We start from the raw sequence: 15,955 nt of genomic DNA on the forward strand, positions 1-15,955 counted from the left end.
TCATGTCCCGACAAAACTATACCTTTACTTCGGAGTCTGTTTCCGAAGGGCACCCGGACAAGGTCTGCGACCGCATCTCCGATGCTGTGCTTGATGCATTTCTGAACGAAGAACCCGAAGCGCGTGTCGCCTGCGAGACATTCGCGACGACCAATCGAGTTGTAATCGGAGGCGAGGTCGGTCTTTCAGATCAGGACCGTTTGCACGAATATATGGGCCGTATCGACGAGATCGCGCGCGCCTGCGTAAAGGATATCGGGTACGAGCAGGACAAGTTTCACCACGAAACGGTCGAAGTCACCAACCTGCTGCACGAACAATCCGCGCATATCGCGCAAGGCGTGGATGCGTCGGGCAACAAGGATGAAGGCGCCGGTGATCAGGGGATCATGTTCGGTTATGCCACCACGGAAACGCCTGCGCTGATGCCTGCACCGATCCAGTACTCGCACGCGATCCTGCGTCGTCTTGCGGAGGTTCGCAAAAATGGCACCGAGCCTGCGCTTGGGCCGGATGCAAAATCACAACTGTCGGTGATTTATCGCGACGGCCAGCCGGTCGGCGTCAGTTCCATCGTATTGTCGACACAGCACCTGGACGAGGCGCTGTCTTCGAACGACATCCGCGCCATTGTCGAACCTTACATCCGGGAAACCCTGCCCGAAGGCTGGTTGTCGGCTGACACAGAATGGCACGTTAACCCCACGGGTAAATTCGTCATTGGCGGACCGGACGGTGATGCGGGGCTGACGGGTCGCAAGATTATTGTGGACACCTATGGCGGCGCCGCGCCGCATGGGGGCGGGGCGTTTTCGGGCAAGGATCCGACCAAGGTCGACCGCTCGGCAGCCTATGCCGCGCGCTATCTGGCCAAAAACGTCGTTGCCGCCGGAATGGCCGAGCGCTGCACAATCCAGTTGAGCTATGCGATCGGTGTTTCAAAACCCCTGTCTATCTATGCCGATACTCACGGCACTGGCGAGATCGAGGATGCAGCGATAGAAAATGCCGTCGGGCAGGTCATGGACCTGACGCCACGCGGTATCCGGACGCATCTGGAACTGAACAAACCGATCTACCAACGCACCGCAGCCTACGGCCATTTCGGGCGCGAGCCGGAGGCGGATGGCGGTTTCAGTTGGGAGCGCACCGACTTGGTGGATGCGCTGAAAGCCGCGGTCTGACCGGAAATTAACGGGGGACGCGCCCATCAGGGCGCGTTCTTTTTTGTTTGAAGACACCTCGGGGGTGTAGGGTCTGGCCTTCGCCCTCTGACCCTTGCAATGCCCGGGCGCGGGCAGTATGGGCACCGCCATGAGCACCGAGACCCCGCAACGCCCGCGCAGAAACTTCTATGGCCGCTTCAAGGGCAAGACCCTGAAGCCCAGCCAAAAGACCTATCTGAATGAAGACCTCGCAGCATTGTCACCTGGTGCGGTTGACTGGGACACCAACCCCGAACGGAACCCTCTGGACTTGCAGGCGCTGTTTGGCGGCCGGGACGTCTGGCTTGAAGTCGGGTTTGGCGGCGGTGAACACCTGGTTCATCAGGCCCAAAACAACCCCGGTGTCGGCATCATCGGGGCCGAGCCCTACATTAACGGCGTTGCCATGCTGCTGGGGAAAATTCGCCGGGCCGAGGTTGAGAATCTCGCCATCCATCCCGGCGATGCGCGTGATTTGTTCGACGTGCTGCCCGAGGCAAGCATCTCGCGCGCCTTTCTGCTTTACCCGGACCCGTGGCCGAAAACCCGGCACCACCGCCGCCGCTTCGTGACGCCTGAACATCTGGAACCCTTGGCGCGCACCCTCAAGCCGGGGTCGATTTTTCGCGTGGCGACCGACATTCCGGACTTTGTGCGGCAGACACTCGAGGAAGTTCCGCGCGCCGGTTTCGAATGGTTGGCGGAACGCCCGCAGGACTGGCGTACGCCATGGGACGACTGGATTTCCACCCGGTATGAACAAAAAGCCCTGCGGGAGGGGCGTACACCGCATTACCTGACGTTCCGCAAAACCTGAGCGCTAAGGCGCGGGGTCCCGCAGGTTGGGAAAGGCCCTGCCTTTGGCAAACCACGCCAGCCCGAACGCCCAAAGCGCGATGGTTTCCACAAAGAAGGTCAGATTGTGGGACTTCCACCCTCTCTGGGCGCCTTCGCCGGAAAACGCGATAATTCCCAGCACCAGAACACACAGCAGGATCGTGATGCCGCACAACGTATACAACGTGTTGCGCCGTCTTTTTGTCTCGATCAATTGACCGTTTTTGATGTGACGCTCGGGAACCACGCGGCGCAGAACAAACAGACAATAAAGGCCCAGATAGATAAACAAGATACCGGCAGACCAGGCATGCAAATGCGGAGCACCGGAAAACAGCGTGAAAAATGCTTCGGGATCGGGGTCAGACAAGACCGGTGGCGGTGTTTGGTTCACATCGGCAAAAATACGCGACTGGAAGCTGACCGGTTCTTCGCAGCCAGACCCGCTTGTCGGGAATACCGCAACAAAGCAGGCACCTAATCCGGCAATAAAGGACCCAAGATCCTCAAGCCAGTGGTCACCGGTATAAGCGATCAGAAAACCACCGATGAATATCAGTAATCCGACAAAAATCGCCCCCAGAAACTGGGCGTAATAAAAGTGGCTGATGCTGTCACGAAAACAGCTGCCGCCAAATATTGCGCCACTGGCAAGAATTATTGGCAGGCCGAAGGCGACCAACCCGACCAGAAAGGCCAGGCGCATCTGCAGAACACTGTCAGTCTTCAAGGGGTCTTCGGGCTGAAAGTAGGTTTCGGTTCCCTTGGAAAGCATGGATCGAAGCTGTGACATGATTAGACCTCGGAGTGATTTGTGTGAATCAAAACGAATGCGTCCTAAATGTCGCCACAATAGCCTGAAACTTGCTGATGCCCCAAATTCTGTTCAATCTTGCGGTCGCATTGCCGCTGGACCAACCGGCCCCAATTCGCTAATCGGCTTGAGCACTGATAGCGCAAAAGGAGACCCCATGTCCGGACACGGAACGCCCATCCCGATGACGTCGCATCCCTGCGGCCCGCTGACCGGCACGGCAGAGGTGCCCGGCGACAAGTCGATCTCGCATCGGTCGCTGATTCTGGGCGCGATGGCGGTTGGCGAAACAAGAATTTCGGGTTTGCTGGAGGGCGAGGATGTTCTGGACACCGCCAAGGCCATGCGGGCCTTTGGGGCCGAAGTCACGGATCACGGCGGCGGCGAATGGACCGTGCATGGCGTCGGGGTTGGCGGCTTTGCCGAGCCCGATCAGGTTATCGACTGCGGCAACTCGGGCACCGGAGTGCGCCTGATCATGGGGGCGATGGCGACGTCGCCTATCACCGCGACCTTTACCGGCGACGCCAGCCTGAACAAGCGTCCCATGGCGCGGGTCACCGATCCGCTGGCGCTGTTTGGCACGCAATCTGTCGGTCGTTCCGGCGGGCGTCTGCCGATGACAATCGTGGGCGCGGCCGAGGCAGTGCCGGTTCGCTACGAAGTTCCCGTCCCCTCGGCTCAGGTCAAGTCGGCCGTCCTGCTGGCCGGTCTGAACGCACCGGGCAAGACCGTGGTGATCGAAAAAGAAGCCACCCGCGACCATTCCGAACGGATGCTGGCCGGTTTCGGAGCGGAGATTACGGTTGAGGACACGGACGAGGGTCGCGTGATCACGCTGACCGGTCGCCCCGAGTTGAAGCCGCAGGTTATTGCCGTTCCGCGGGATCCGTCCAGCGCGGCCTTCCCGGTTTGCGCGGCGCTGATCACGCCCGGTTCTGACGTACTGGTTCCGGGTATCGGTCTGAACCCGACCCGTGCGGGGCTGTTCACGACTTTGCGCGAGATGGGCGCAGACCTGACATATGAGAATGAGCGCGAAGAGGGCGGCGAACCAGTCGCCGATCTGCGCGCCAAATATTCACCCAACATGAAGGGCATCAACGTGCCACCGGAACGCGCGGCCTCGATGATCGACGAATACCCGGTGCTGTCTGTGGTAGCGGCCAATGCCACCGGCACCATGATGATGGGCGGCGTCAAGGAACTGCGCGTCAAGGAAAGCGATCGCATCGACGCCATGGCGCGCGGGCTGCGCGCCAATGGCGTGACAGTGGACGAGGGCGACGACTGGTGGTCGGTCGAGGGCCTCGGCATCGGTAACGTCCCAGGCGGCGGCACATGTGAGAGCTTTCTCGACCACCGCATTGCCATGTCCTTTATGGTCATGGGCATGGGTGCGAAATCTCCGGTATCTGTCGATGACGGCGGCCCAATCGCGACCTCATTCCCGATTTTCGAACCACTTATGGCGGCCTTGGGGGCGAAGGTCGAGCGTACATGAGTTTTACGGTCGCCATAGACGGTCCTGCGGCGGCGGGTAAGGGCACGATTTCCAAAGGTGTCGCTGAACATTTTGGCTTTGCGCATCTGGACACGGGGCTGCTGTATCGTGCCGTGGGCAGGCACACGCTGGTTGGTGTGGACCCGGTTGCGGCGGCGCTTGCGTTGACCGCTGAAGAACTGGCTCAGGGTGATCTGCGAACGGCCGAGATTGCACAGGCGGCCTCGAAAGTTGCGGTGATCCCCGAAGTGCGCGCCGCGTTGGTGGATTTCCAGCGCACCTTTGCCCGCCGGGCGGGAGGGGCCGTGCTGGACGGCCGCGATATCGGAACCGTGATATGTCCGGCGGCGGAAGTGAAACTGTTCGTCACCGCCAGTGCCGAGGTGCGAGCAGAGCGTCGCTATCTTGAACTCAGCGCAAAAGGGGCTGATGTCACACGCGATCAGGTCCTGGCGGATGTACGGGAGCGTGACGCGCGGGATGCGGAACGCAGCGCGGCGCCGATGAGGCCCGCAGATGACGCGGTTCTGCTCGATACCTCTGATCTGAGTATCGAAGCTGCATTGGAACAGGCCATAGAGGTCATCAAACAAAGGCGACCCGCGACACCGTAGTGCCGCGGGCTGCCTGATTACAGTTCGCCGACGGCGATGCTTTTGATGCTTGCCCACTGGTCGTCAGCTGTTTTTGCCGTGGCGGTGACGTCCTTCAGGAACGCAGCGCGGGTATCGGCGTTCAGGAACAGGTACAGTTTTCCATCAGCCACCAGATACTGATCCGGGTCGCCGTCGAACTTCTTGCCCACGGACACGCCATACGAGCAGAATCCGCCATGCTGCGGAAGATAGGCGGCCGGGTTGGCCTCGAACGCTTCGCGGTTCGCGGCGCTGGTGAAGTAGTACGACGCTCCGTCGTAGGTGGCGGAATGGGTTGCAAAACCCTCTACCGGGTTGCCGTCATTGACCAGCGCGACCAGATCGACGCCATGGGCCGCCAAAGGTGCGCCCGCTGCCGAGATGCCGTTCGAAACGTTGATTTCATCGGCGGCAAAGGCCGGGGCAGCGATCAGCGGCAGGGTTGCGATCAGGGTGGTCAGTACCAGATTTTTCATTGCATTTCCTTTCGTGTTCAGGTTCGGGCTGGCTGGTGCGCCAACCGCTGAAACAAAGATAGGCGGCTGTTCTTGTACGAACTATCGCAGTAAGGCCGTCAGATTTTGCAGATCGTTCAAAGATAGGGCTTGCCGGGAATACTCTTCACCAAGCTTTGTTTGGCCAGTGAAAAGGTGGCTTTCTATTGTGAAGGAATAGCCTGCAGGAGAAGTGCCATGATCCGACTAGCCGTATTGCTGATTTTTCTGGCCGGAGGACTGGCGGCTCAGGACAGGCAGGCACCCGAGCCGGCAATGGATTACGAGCGTCTGGGCAAGATCATCTTTGCGATTGACCCAGAAGCGCAACCGCAGGGCCCCGGATTTCAGATGACGGTTGCGGATTATCCGATGTTGGTGGTGACAGACATTCATGCCGATCGGATGCGCGCCATGGTCCCGATCCGCAGTGCCGAGGGGCTGTCGGATGATGATCTGCGGCGCATGATGCAGGCCAATTTCGACAGTACGCTGGATGCGCGTTACGCGATCGCCAATGGCACTTTGTGGGCTGCGTTCATCCACCCGTTGTCTTCACTGAGAAAAGACCAGTTGATCTCGGGGCTGGCCCAGACTGTGAACATCGCCGCGACCTACGGCACCCTTTATACCGGTGGTGCGGCAGAGTTCGGAGGCGGCGACAGTACCGACCTGCAGCGCGCCCTGATCGAAGAGCTTTTGAAGAAGGGCGAGGAAATCTGATCCGCGCCCGAAATGGGTTTTTTCCTGATACTGCCCTGTTTCGCAGGGACCCACGTTCTGAAGACGATGTACAGCACCGTGGCGACTGGCGCGCCATGGTTTCATGTGGTGCCGGGAGCAAAACGATGAGTGTTTTCCGTTGCGATTTCGGACGCATGGACGGGTCTGAATGCCATATTTTCATAGGCTCTAGCTGAAAGCAGGAAAACTGCTATAGTTTCCCGCAGCGAAAAGGGAAGGCTGCCACACAAGCCCAAAAACAAAAAAGGGCAGGCAGCCAAAAAATCCCCCAAGCCAACAGGGACAGAAATACATGAATAATCGTTTAAGTAAAATCACCATCGTAGGTGGTGGTACGGCTGGTTGGATGACCGCCTTGATCCTGGAAATGGTGCTTTCACGCACGTCAGCACCCAAGGATCGCCCGCGTATCTGCCTGATCGAAAGCCCGAATATCGCCACCGTTGGTGTTGGCGAAGCCACGGTTCCGCGCATGCCCGTCACGCTCCGCCAGGCGGGCATTTCAGAGCGGGATTTTTTCCGCGAGACCAACGCATCGTTCAAGCTGGGTGTGAAATTCTGCAACTGGAACAAGGACACCAAGGGCAATCGCATCGACTACGTGAACCCTTTTGCCCATGGTCAGATGCTGGAGGGGTTGGAGGCCGCCGAATATTTCCTGCGCTTTGGCAATGGGGATCGGGACTTTACGCAATCAATCTCGCCACACGATGATCTGGCCCGATTGTGTAAAGGCGCACGGCAACTGGGTCAGCCGGAATTTGAGCAGCGCTTTGGCTATGCGTATCATCTGGATGCCGTAAAGTTCGCAGGCATGCTGACCAAGGTCTGCACCAAGCGTGGTGTGGAGCATATACAGGATGAAGTGCAGTCAGTAGAGCTGGATGAAAAGGGCAATGTCAGCCACCTGATGTTGGACCGCAAAGGCCGCCATGACGTCGAGATGGTCGTCGATTGTACCGGTTTTCGCGGGTTGATCATCAACAAGGCACTTGGCGAGCCGTTTATGGATTATTCGGATTATCTGCCAAACGACCGCGCCATGGCGTTGCAGATCGAGCATCCCAACCCGGAAAAGATCGAAAGCGTTACGCGGTCTACCGCACTGGGCGCAGGGTGGACATGGCGGGTGCCGCTTTATAACCGTGTGGGCACCGGTTATGTGTTCTCGTCGGCACACCGCACGGATGATCAGGCGGCGGATGAATACCTCGAATGGCTGGGGGACAGCGGCAAGGGGGCGACGCCACGTGTGATCCCGATGCGTATCGGTCGCGTCCGCAACGCCTGGGTCAAAAACTGTGTGGCGATCGGTCTTTCCGGTGGTTTTATTGAGCCATTGGAAAGTACCGCGATCCATATGATTGATCATGCAGTACGCTGGTTCGCCGAACACCTGCCCACACGCGACATGGAGCCGTCCTTGCGCGCCAGGTATAATCGGCAGATGGACAAGCTTTATGGCGAAGTTCTGGAATTCATCTGTCTGCATTACCAACTGGGCAACCGCACGGACGACCAATACTGGATCGATGCACGCACCGAGATGAAAGTACCGGATCGGTTGGCCGAAAACCTGAAATTGTGGCAGCACCGGCTTCCGATGCAGCACGATGTCGAGTTTGCAACGCTGTTTGACCACCGGGTCTATCAGACGGTTCTTTTGGGCAAGCAGGTCTATGATACGGGCTATGGTGAAGGCATCCGTGATCGGCTGCGACCGTTGAACCGACCGATTTGGTTCCAGTGGTGGAAGGGCGCGAAGGGGCACCTTGCACAGATCCTCAAAACGATGCCGGATCACAAAACGCTGCTGCGCGATATCCGGGGAGAACTGGAGAGACCAGCCTTTGGAAAGGCAGCTGCAGTGAAACCTACAGTGGCCATGCCGGGTGCGGTCCCTGCTCCGGCGGTGATCCACAACATGCCCAATTTTGCCGAAATCCAAAGCGGCGCGAAGGATTTGCAGCTGTTCTAAAATTCCCCGCCTCTCAGAAAGAGGGGTTGGAAGGACTTATGAGGGGCAGAGCTTCGAAACTCTGCCCCTGTTGCGTTCACTCGGGTGTTATGAGGACCGCCATTATCGGAGCCGCCGAGCGAAGTGATCTGACGCTATAGCGCGGATCCCTCGCGCATCTCGTCCTGTTCGGTCGGCGTCGGCGTATGGTTGAACACGAAGGCCGTGCGGCAAGCGTCTTCCCCTCCCAGCGCTTCGATCTTGCGGCGCTGGTCGGCAAAAGCGCGGGCGTTGATCTCCTCCGGATCGCAGATTTCGTGCAAGCGGCGCGCACCCTCAGCCAGCGCGGCGGCAACGTCGGGGTCGTTTACCCGATCCACCGCGCGGTTCACCAGTTCGTGCGGGTCGGTTTCCAGATCGAATAACTGCGGTGGTTGACCAACGTAGTGGACATATTTCCAGCGGCCCCAGCGCACCATGAAACTGCCGGTTTTTGAACCGCCATCATGGTACTCACTGAAACCGGTACGGTTCGGGTCGTCAGGCGCATTGGCGATGGTACGCAGCGACAGGCCGGGCTGGCCGGCGTTCCCTTCGTCATCGGCAACACCACAGACCTCGCGGGCGGTGGCGGCTATATCGGTCAGGTTTGTGCAGGTCGAAGCGGTGCGGCCTGCGGGAATACCGGGACCGGCAGCGATCATAGGCACACCGGCGCTGGCTTCGTACATGACCATCTTGGTCCAGAAACCCTGATCCCCCATCATGTCGCCATGGTCCGACACATATAGGATAACGGTATTGTCCAATTGTCCGCTGGCATCCAGCGCGGCAACCACGCGGCCGACGCAGTGATCCATGAACGAGGTCAGGCCGTAATAGGCAACCTTTGCTTCGCGCATCTTCTGTTCATCAAAATAGTCCTCGTAGTTGAAGAAGGCGGCGATATTGCGCAGCTCTTCATGGTCAGGCAGGCCTTCGCCGTAACCGACCGGCAGGTCCATGTAGGCGGGGTCGTAAAGGTTGTACCATTCCTCAGGGCAGGTCAGCGGGTAATGCGGGCTGACCAGCGAAACAAAGGCGGCCCAGGGCTGCTCGCGGCGCTTGGGATCCGCCAGCCAAGCCTCGGCGGCGTTTGTGACGCCCCTGTCGTATTCGGTATAGGTGCTGCTGCCGGCACCTACGTCGCCTGCCAGTTCAGCGGCTGAATCGTAAGGCGGTGGGTTTTCCCGTAGCAGACCGACGGGCCATCCGACGCCGCCGACCACGTGCATTGGAATGATTTCTTCCGAAAACCCGTTGTCATCGTCGGCCGACCGAAAATGAAGTTTGCCGATGGAAACCACTTCGCGCCCGGCGTCGCGCAGCTGCCGCATCCAGCTGCGGGGGTCTCCGGCGTAGGGCGAGGCGCTGTCCCAATTGCCGGTGCGGTGCACCCATTCACCTGTGGCCAGCGCTGCGCGGGTCGGGACACACATTGGCGACGGCGTGTAGGCGGCCCGGAACATCGTGCCCCGTGCGGCCAGCGCATCCAGATGCGGAGTTTTTACGATCGGGTGCCCTGCGCAACCCATGGCATCCTTGCGATGTTCGTCCGAAATGATGACAAGAAAATTCGTATTTTGCTGAGTCATGGGGTCCTCCGCCTCACTTCATACCGTCGGGTCGGGCCTGGTCGCAGGTTTGATTGCGACATTCCGGGAAAGTGATTTGGGGCCATTTGCGCAGTTGCGTCCTTCTGCACGAAATGTAATGTCATAACATATCGATTTGTTTTTAAGCAAAGGCGGAAATATGGGCGCGACTTCCTCTGGGGGTGTCAGCCGGGGCAGGCACAGGCGGCGAAATCAAAACACCAGTCTCCATCGCAGGATAAGAGGCGGTTCACCAATGCGGGCTTATGACGCGCTGCCGCCTGAATTGCGTCAGTGGCTTGCAGCCGCCTGCCTTCCGTGGAGCCCGGCTTCCGCAAAGCGGATCTGGATTCGTGCAGGCGGAACCCATAATCCGGAAGCGGCGAAAACCCGGCTGGATGCAATTGAAAGGGCAATGCTGAAGCGGGACGCCCGGATCTGGAAGCCAAAATTCGATCAGCCGGGGCGGCAGGATCGCGCCCAATAGGCCATTTACCTTGGAAATATGGGCTTTCCACTTGCGCCGGTCAGCAAATCCGCCTATACGCGCGCTGTCTGTACAAGGGCGGTCAACGTCCGGATGACGTATCTGAGCAGGGCCGGGTCACCTCGGCCCTTTGTGTTTGTGTAATCGGATGCGCCCCGGATCACGTCCGAAGACGTCATGAAACAAGACCGGCGGAGACAACCGCTCGGCCAGTAAAAACGTATGTAAAGGAAAACAACGCCACATGGCTAACGCATCCATGGAGGAATTCGAAGCCCTCCTTAATGAAAGCTTCGAAATGGACACACCCGAAGAGGGTTCTGTTGTCAAAGGCAAGATTCTGGCGATTGAAGCCGGTCAGGCCATCATCGACGTCGGCTACAAAATGGAAGGCCGCGTTGATCTGAAAGAATTCGCAAATCCCGGCGAAGCTCCTGAAATCGCTGTTGGTGACGAGGTCGAAGTATACCTGCGTGCCGCAGAAAACGCCCGTGGCGAAGCCGTCATCTCGCGCGAGATGGCCCGCCGTGAAGAGGCATGGGACCGTCTGGAAAAAGCATATGCAGACGACCAGCGCGTCGAAGGTGCAATCTTCGGTCGCGTCAAAGGTGGCTTCACCGTCGATCTGGGTGGCGCAGTTGCGTTCCTGCCCGGCTCGCAGGTTGACGTCCGCCCCGTGCGCGACGCTGGCCCGCTGATGGGTCTGAAGCAGCCGTTCCAGATTCTGAAAATGGACCGCCGCCGTGGCAACATCGTTGTTTCGCGCCGCGCTATCCTGGAAGAATCGCGTGCCGAACAGCGCGCCGAGGTTATCGGCAACCTGTCCGAAGGTCAGACCGTCGAGGGTGTCGTCAAGAACATCACCGAATACGGTGCATTTGTTGACCTGGGCGGCGTTGACGGCCTGCTGCACGTCACCGACATGGCATGGCGCCGTGTGAACCACCCGTCCGAGATCCTGACGATCGGCGAAACCATCAAGGTTCAGGTCATCAAGATCAACAAAGAGACCCACCGCATCAGCCTGGGCATGAAGCAGCTGCAGGAAGATCCGTGGGATCTGGTTGCTGCCAAGTACCCGCTGGGCTCGGTCCATCAGGGTCGCGTCACCAACATCACCGACTACGGCGCGTTCGTCGAGCTGGAAGCTGGTGTCGAAGGTCTGGTGCACGTGTCCGAGATGTCCTGGACCAAGAAAAACGTCCACCCCGGCAAGATCGTTTCGACCAGCCAGGAAGTCGACGTCATGGTTCTGGAAATCGACGGCGCCAAGCGTCGCGTGTCTCTGGGCCTGAAGCAGACTCAGCGCAACCCATGGGAAGTGTTTGCAGAAACACACCCCGAGGGCACCGAGGTCGAAGGCGAAGTCAAGAACATCACCGAATTCGGTCTGTTCATTGGCCTCGAAGGCGACATCGACGGCATGGTTCACCTCAGCGACCTGTCCTGGGACGAGCGTGGCGAGGATGCGATCCAGAACTACCGCAAAGGCGACATGGTTTCGGCCGTCGTTTCGGAAGTTGACGTGGAAAAAGAGCGTATCTCGCTGTCGATCAAAGCCCTGGGCGGTGACAAGTTCGCCGAAGCCGTGGGCGGTGTGAAGCGTGGCTCGGTCATCACCGTTGAAGTCACCGCGATCGAAGATGGCGGCATCGAGGTGGAATATGAGGGCATGAAGTCCTTCATCCGCCGTTCGGATCTGTCGCGTGACCGTGCCGAGCAGCGCCCCGAGCGTTTCTCGACCGGTGACAAGGTCGACGTCCGCGTCACCAACGTCGACAGCAAGACTCGCCGTCTGGGCCTGTCGATCAAAGCACGCGAGATTGCCGAAGAGAAAGAGGCCGTGGAACAGTACGGTTCCTCCGACTCGGGCGCATCGCTGGGCGATATCCTGGGTGCGGCGCTGAAATCCGGCGACTAAACCTCAGGCTGTTCGAAGCAGTCGAATTTCGGCCCCGCACGTCAGTGCGGGGCCGTTTTTGTTGCGAATCAACATGTTCTGATTTCCAGGCCCAACTCGGGCAACAGGCGTTCCTTGGAGCCCGGAATCAGGCTCGCAGGCAAAAAATTGCGTGAGAATATGGCAAAATGATGCCTCGGCACGCGGAGTTTGCGTTCCCCCGTTCAGCGTTTTTTCTTATACTGTCCAAAACAATAGACATGGTAATCCGGTCGCCTGGGAGGGTAATGCCTATGATCCGTTCAGAATTGATTCAGAAAATCGCCGACGAGAACCCGCATCTTTATCAGCGTGACGTTGAACGGATCGTGAATACCGTTTTCGAGGAAGTGACCGATGCTATGGCCCGTGGCGACCGGGTCGAACTGCGCGGATTTGGCGCTTTTTCTGTCAAACAGCGGGACGCGCGCGTCGGCCGCAATCCCAGAACCGGTGAGACCGTGCAGGTCGAGGAAAAATGTGTACCGTTTTTCAAGACAGGCAAGTTGCTAAGGGACCGTTTGAACGGTAAAGCCTGACCTTATGATGCGCTACATTCGATATGCTTTTCTTGCGGTCCTCGGGATCACCCTGATCTCGATTTCGCTGGCCAATCGCGAAATGGTTGAACTCAAGCTTATGCCGGATGCCTTGTCCGAGCTGGCTGGCTTCAACCTCAGCACCTCGTTGCCGCTGTTCCTAGTTGTTCTTGGGGGCGTGGTTGCCGGGCTGGTCATAGGCTTTCTTTGGGAGTGGCTGCGCGAACACAAGCACCGCCGCGACGCGACGGCCAGCAAAGGCGAAGTGCGCAAACTTGAGCGTGAGGTCAAGAAGCTCAAGAAAAAGCAGAATCAAGGTCAGGATGAGGTGCTGGCTCTGCTGGACGAGGCCAGCTAAGCGGCATGTCTACTGAAATTAGTGTGAAAATCTGCGGCCTGACCGCCCCGGCTCAGGTGCGCGCGGCCGTAGATGCTGGTGCACGATACCTGGGATTCAACTTCTTTCCCAAGTCGCCCCGGTATGTCACGCCCGAACAGGCGGCTGCGTTGATGGCTGACGTGCCGGTTGGCGTGGCCAAGGTGGCCCTGGTCGTGAACCCCTCGGACGATCTGCTGGACAGTATCACTCAGGCGGCGCCCTTCGATATGTTGCAATTGCACGGCAGCGAAAGTGCTGAGCGTGTGCGCGAGGTCAAGGAACGTTACGGCTTGCCGGTGATGAAGGTCATCGGTGTGGCAGATGCCGAAGATCTGGCCGCAATCGATATCTACAGCGACGTCGCGGACCAGCTTCTGATTGATGCCAAAGCCCCCAAGAACGCGGTCTTGCCGGGCGGTAACGGGCTGGCGTTTGACTGGCGGTTGCTGGCTGGGCGCAAATACTGGCGTAAGCCATGGATGCTGGCCGGCGGTTTGAACCCGGAAAACGTGGCCGAGGCCATTCGGATGACGGGAGCACGGCAGGTAGATGTCGCCTCAGGTGTTGAAAGTGCTCCGGGGATCAAGGATTCGGGCCTGATCAACGCCTTTATCGAAGCCACCCGGTGATCTGATCGGGCCGCCATCGCGTATCTCCTGTCAAGGAGTATGAATGGATGCTGGCCGCAATCGGTGGAGTTGCCCTGAAAAACTGGTATCACGCGCCCGAGTTCTTCTGGCGCGCGCGCCAGGCTTATTTGCAGGCCCGTGACGATCCGCTGTGCCTGCGGGTGGAACTGTTCCCACATCAGGGCCTGTATTTTTCGCTGAGCGTCTGGCACGACGCCGAGGCCATGCTGACATTCGCCCAGTCCGGCCCGCATCGGCGCGTTGTGCAGGCGGCCTCCCGGTTGGCGGAGGTGCATGAGTTCCATCATTTCAACTGTATTGCCGTGCCAAGCAGAGACCAGGCGCTGCGGGTTTGGTCTCAGCATGTTCATGCGGCTGAATGATACGTTTTGCCATGGCAAATCCCGCCGCCACCTCCTATGAACAACGGGTACGACGAGGGAGACACCCATGGCCAACGATCTTTTCAATTCCTTCATGTCCGGGCCCGACGAACAGGGCCGTTTCGGCATCTTCGGCGGACGGTTCGTCAGCGAAACGCTGATGCCCCTGATCCTGTCGCTGGAAGAGGAATATGAGAAGGCCAAGGACGATGCGACCTTCTGGGCCGAGATGGACGATCTGTGGGCCAACTATGTTGGCCGCCCGTCGCCGCTGTACTTCGCGGAACGCCTGACCGAACATCTGGGTGGTGCAAAGATTTACCTGAAGCGTGACGAGCTGAACCACACCGGCGCGCATAAGATCAACAACGTGCTGGGCCAGATCATTCTGGCGCGGCGCATGGGCAAGACCCGGATCATCGCTGAAACCGGGGCAGGGCAGCACGGCGTAGCCACCGCCACCGTCTGCGCCAAGTTCGGATTGAAGTGCGTGGTCTACATGGGGGCCCATGACGTGCAGCGTCAGGCTCCGAACGTGTTCCGCATGCGCCTGCTGGGGGCCGAGGTGATCCCTGTGACTTCCGGTCGCGGGACACTGAAAGATGCAATGAACGACGCGCTGCGCGACTGGGTGACCAACGTGCGCGATACGTTCTACTGCATTGGAACGGTTGCTGGTCCGCACCCGTATCCGGCGATGGTGCGCGATTTTCAGTCGATCATCGGCAAGGAAGCCAAGGAACAGATGATGAAGGCCGAAGGCCGTCTGCCCGATACGATCATCGCCGCCATCGGTGGTGGGTCGAACGCGATGGGCCTGTTCTACCCATTTCTCGACGACAAGTCCGTGAATATCATCGGCGTCGAGGCGGGCGGTAAAGGCGTGAACGAAAAGATGGAGCACTGCGCTTCTCTGACCGGTGGTCGTCCGGGCGTTTTGCATGGCAACCGAACCTATCTGCTGCAGGATGACGACGGCCAGATTCTTGAAGGCTATTCCATTTCCGCTGGTCTGGACTACCCAGGCATCGGGCCAGAACATTCATGGCTGCACGAGGTAGGGCGTGCGCAATATGTCTCGATCACGGACAAAGAGGCGCTGGAAGCGTTCCAGCTGTGCTGCGCAACCGAAGGCATCATCCCGGCACTCGAACCCAGCCACGCACTGGCCCATGTGATGAAGATTGCCCCGGAACTGCCTAACGATCACCTGATCTGCATGAACATGTGCGGACGCGGCGACAAGGATGTTCAGACGGTTGCGAAATACCTGAACTTTGACATGTCCGATACCGAAGGCCGCGAGGCAATCTAAGCCTCTGATTTCGTCAGCGTAAGCCAGACAGATGTTGCACGGCGGTGGGTCCGAGAATCATTGGACCTGCCCCGGTCGCCATACTGCTTTCACTGTCTCGCAATTGCGGAAAATGAAGCGCTTTGGCGCGGATTGTCTGGCTTTTGCCGGGTTAGCTTGCAGTGCCGAAACAGCCCTCCTGTAAGGTCTGGTTAGAAAGCTGCTGTGTTTTACCAGGATTTTTCCGCCAACCCTCAGCATTATTTGCCAAATAGGCGCCGGGATAATCCCTGCCGCAAGCGCCAGATTCGGCGCATCTGGCAAATTCGATACACGCGAAATAATTGAGATGTGGTGAATCTGTACAGCGTTTTGAATTTGAATAAACTCACTGGCACTTCGCAACTTCTGGTTGCTAATCATAATGTGCCCCGGACGGTGTCAGAACTCAGTTGCGCGTTCGGAATGGCATGTCATAAGG

General features: G+C 58.7%; 17 protein-coding genes. 13 read left to right on the forward strand and 4 right to left on the reverse strand.

Annotated features, from left to right (window positions below; genetic code table 11):
• The first annotated feature begins 2 nt into the window (after window positions 1–2).
• Window positions 3–1,184: a methionine adenosyltransferase gene (gene metK, locus AC2FIR_RS07115; protein ID WP_170613445.1), complete on the forward strand. Its 1,182-nt coding sequence runs from the start codon at window positions 3–5 to the stop codon at window positions 1,182–1,184.
• Window positions 1,185–1,314: 130 nt separating this feature from the next.
• Window positions 1,315–2,022 carry a tRNA (guanine(46)-N(7))-methyltransferase TrmB gene (gene trmB / locus AC2FIR_RS07120; RefSeq protein WP_170613443.1) on the forward strand — a complete coding sequence of 236 codons (708 nt, stop codon included), beginning with the start codon at window positions 1,315–1,317 and terminating at the stop codon, window positions 2,020–2,022.
• A 3-nt stretch (window positions 2,023–2,025) separates the two neighbouring features.
• Here the strand turns inward: trmB and AC2FIR_RS07125 are convergent, their stop codons facing one another.
• Entirely contained in the window at window positions 2,026–2,835 is an 810-nt protein-coding gene (locus AC2FIR_RS07125; protein ID WP_170613441.1) for a hypothetical protein, read from the reverse strand.
• Between the two features lie 178 nt (window positions 2,836–3,013).
• Between AC2FIR_RS07125 and aroA the strand changes: the two genes are divergently transcribed.
• Both aroA and cmk read left to right on the forward strand, forming a co-directional pair.
• Window positions 3,014–4,360, forward strand: a complete 1,347-nt coding sequence (gene aroA / locus AC2FIR_RS07130; protein ID WP_496744812.1) for a 3-phosphoshikimate 1-carboxyvinyltransferase — start codon at window positions 3,014–3,016, stop codon at window positions 4,358–4,360.
• A complete protein-coding gene (gene cmk / locus AC2FIR_RS07135; protein WP_170613437.1) occupies window positions 4,357–4,974 on the forward strand; it encodes a (d)CMP kinase in 618 nt (205 codons plus the stop codon). Before aroA ends, cmk begins: the two co-directional genes overlap by 4 nt.
• A 17-nt stretch (window positions 4,975–4,991) precedes the next feature.
• Here the strand turns inward: cmk and AC2FIR_RS07140 are convergent, their stop codons facing one another.
• On the reverse strand, window positions 4,992–5,471 hold the full coding sequence (locus AC2FIR_RS07140) for a YHS domain-containing (seleno)protein (RefSeq protein ID WP_170613436.1): 480 nt from the start codon (window positions 5,469–5,471) through the stop codon (window positions 4,992–4,994).
• A 216-nt stretch (window positions 5,472–5,687) separates the two neighbouring features.
• Here AC2FIR_RS07140 and AC2FIR_RS07145 point away from each other — a divergent pair, with 216 nt between their 5' ends.
• Both AC2FIR_RS07145 and AC2FIR_RS07150 read left to right on the forward strand, forming a co-directional pair.
• Window positions 5,688–6,212, forward strand: coding sequence for a hypothetical protein (locus tag AC2FIR_RS07145; RefSeq protein ID WP_170613433.1), 525 nt, complete (start codon window positions 5,688–5,690; stop codon window positions 6,210–6,212).
• Window positions 6,213–6,525: 313 nt separating this feature from the next.
• Entirely contained in the window at window positions 6,526–8,211 is a 1,686-nt protein-coding gene (locus AC2FIR_RS07150; RefSeq protein WP_170613431.1) for a tryptophan halogenase family protein, read from the forward strand.
• Between the two features lie 134 nt (window positions 8,212–8,345).
• Here AC2FIR_RS07150 and AC2FIR_RS07155 read toward each other — a convergent pair whose 3' ends face one another.
• Window positions 8,346–9,824: a sulfatase-like hydrolase/transferase gene (locus AC2FIR_RS07155; RefSeq protein ID WP_496744810.1), complete on the reverse strand. Its 1,479-nt coding sequence runs from the start codon at window positions 9,822–9,824 to the stop codon at window positions 8,346–8,348.
• A gap of 160 nt (window positions 9,825–9,984) precedes the next feature.
• Here AC2FIR_RS07155 and AC2FIR_RS07160 point away from each other — a divergent pair, with 160 nt between their 5' ends.
• The 7 genes from AC2FIR_RS07160 (at window position 9,985) to trpB (ending at window position 15,495) form a co-directional block, all read left to right on the forward strand.
• A complete protein-coding gene (locus AC2FIR_RS07160; protein ID WP_480440703.1) occupies window positions 9,985–10,311 on the forward strand; it encodes a DUF6525 family protein in 327 nt (108 codons plus the stop codon).
• A gap of 244 nt (window positions 10,312–10,555) precedes the next feature.
• Window positions 10,556–12,232 carry a 30S ribosomal protein S1 gene (gene rpsA, locus AC2FIR_RS07165; protein ID WP_170613425.1) on the forward strand — a complete coding sequence of 559 codons (1,677 nt, stop codon included), beginning with the start codon at window positions 10,556–10,558 and terminating at the stop codon, window positions 12,230–12,232.
• A gap of 272 nt (window positions 12,233–12,504) precedes the next feature.
• Window positions 12,505–12,789, forward strand: a complete 285-nt coding sequence (gene ihfB / locus AC2FIR_RS07170) for an integration host factor subunit beta (protein ID WP_037310872.1) — start codon at window positions 12,505–12,507, stop codon at window positions 12,787–12,789.
• A 7-nt stretch (window positions 12,790–12,796) separates the two neighbouring features.
• Window positions 12,797–13,147, forward strand: a complete 351-nt coding sequence (locus tag AC2FIR_RS07175) for a lipopolysaccharide assembly protein LapA domain-containing protein (RefSeq protein WP_170613423.1) — start codon at window positions 12,797–12,799, stop codon at window positions 13,145–13,147.
• 5 nt (window positions 13,148–13,152) lie between these two features.
• Complete coding sequence (locus tag AC2FIR_RS07180) at window positions 13,153–13,797, forward strand: phosphoribosylanthranilate isomerase (RefSeq protein WP_170613421.1); 645 nt, start codon at window positions 13,153–13,155, stop codon at window positions 13,795–13,797.
• A 47-nt stretch (window positions 13,798–13,844) separates the two neighbouring features.
• On the forward strand, window positions 13,845–14,180 hold the full coding sequence (locus AC2FIR_RS07185) for a hypothetical protein (RefSeq protein WP_170613420.1): 336 nt from the start codon (window positions 13,845–13,847) through the stop codon (window positions 14,178–14,180).
• A 67-nt stretch (window positions 14,181–14,247) separates the two neighbouring features.
• A complete protein-coding gene (gene trpB / locus AC2FIR_RS07190; RefSeq protein WP_170613418.1) occupies window positions 14,248–15,495 on the forward strand; it encodes a tryptophan synthase subunit beta in 1,248 nt (415 codons plus the stop codon).
• A 57-nt stretch (window positions 15,496–15,552) separates the two neighbouring features.
• On the opposite strand, the gene AC2FIR_RS07195 is transcribed toward trpB, so the two are convergent.
• A complete protein-coding gene (locus AC2FIR_RS07195; RefSeq protein WP_170613416.1) occupies window positions 15,553–15,897 on the reverse strand; it encodes a hypothetical protein in 345 nt (114 codons plus the stop codon).
• Window positions 15,898–15,955 lie beyond the last annotated feature (58 nt).

The organism is Ruegeria sp. CDSB136, assembly GCF_059610965.1.

Excerpts from the sequence above, each read along its gene's own strand:
- metK (WP_170613445.1), top strand. The coding sequence starts at position 3 with ATGTCCCGACAAAACTATACCTTTACTTCGGAGTCTGTTTCCGAAGGG.
- trmB (WP_170613443.1), top strand. The coding sequence starts at position 1,315 with ATGAGCACCGAGACCCCGCAACGCCCGCGCAGAAACTTCTATGGCCGC.
- AC2FIR_RS07125 (WP_170613441.1), bottom strand. The coding sequence starts at position 2,835 with ATGTCACAGCTTCGATCCATGCTTTCCAAGGGAACCGAAACCTACTTT.
- aroA (WP_496744812.1), top strand. The coding sequence starts at position 3,014 with ATGTCCGGACACGGAACGCCCATCCCGATGACGTCGCATCCCTGCGGC.
- cmk (WP_170613437.1), top strand. The coding sequence starts at position 4,357 with ATGAGTTTTACGGTCGCCATAGACGGTCCTGCGGCGGCGGGTAAGGGC.
- AC2FIR_RS07140 (WP_170613436.1), bottom strand. The coding sequence starts at position 5,471 with ATGAAAAATCTGGTACTGACCACCCTGATCGCAACCCTGCCGCTGATC.
- AC2FIR_RS07145 (WP_170613433.1), top strand. The coding sequence starts at position 5,688 with ATGATCCGACTAGCCGTATTGCTGATTTTTCTGGCCGGAGGACTGGCG.
- AC2FIR_RS07150 (WP_170613431.1), top strand. The coding sequence starts at position 6,526 with ATGAATAATCGTTTAAGTAAAATCACCATCGTAGGTGGTGGTACGGCT.
- AC2FIR_RS07155 (WP_496744810.1), bottom strand. The coding sequence starts at position 9,824 with ATGACTCAGCAAAATACGAATTTTCTTGTCATCATTTCGGACGAACAT.
- AC2FIR_RS07160 (WP_480440703.1), top strand. The coding sequence starts at position 9,985 with ATGGGCGCGACTTCCTCTGGGGGTGTCAGCCGGGGCAGGCACAGGCGG.
- rpsA (WP_170613425.1), top strand. The coding sequence starts at position 10,556 with ATGGCTAACGCATCCATGGAGGAATTCGAAGCCCTCCTTAATGAAAGC.
- ihfB (WP_037310872.1), top strand. The coding sequence starts at position 12,505 with ATGATCCGTTCAGAATTGATTCAGAAAATCGCCGACGAGAACCCGCAT.
- AC2FIR_RS07175 (WP_170613423.1), top strand. The coding sequence starts at position 12,797 with ATGCGCTACATTCGATATGCTTTTCTTGCGGTCCTCGGGATCACCCTG.
- AC2FIR_RS07180 (WP_170613421.1), top strand. The coding sequence starts at position 13,153 with ATGTCTACTGAAATTAGTGTGAAAATCTGCGGCCTGACCGCCCCGGCT.
- AC2FIR_RS07185 (WP_170613420.1), top strand. The coding sequence starts at position 13,845 with ATGCTGGCCGCAATCGGTGGAGTTGCCCTGAAAAACTGGTATCACGCG.
- trpB (WP_170613418.1), top strand. The coding sequence starts at position 14,248 with ATGGCCAACGATCTTTTCAATTCCTTCATGTCCGGGCCCGACGAACAG.
- AC2FIR_RS07195 (WP_170613416.1), bottom strand. The coding sequence starts at position 15,897 with ATGATTAGCAACCAGAAGTTGCGAAGTGCCAGTGAGTTTATTCAAATT.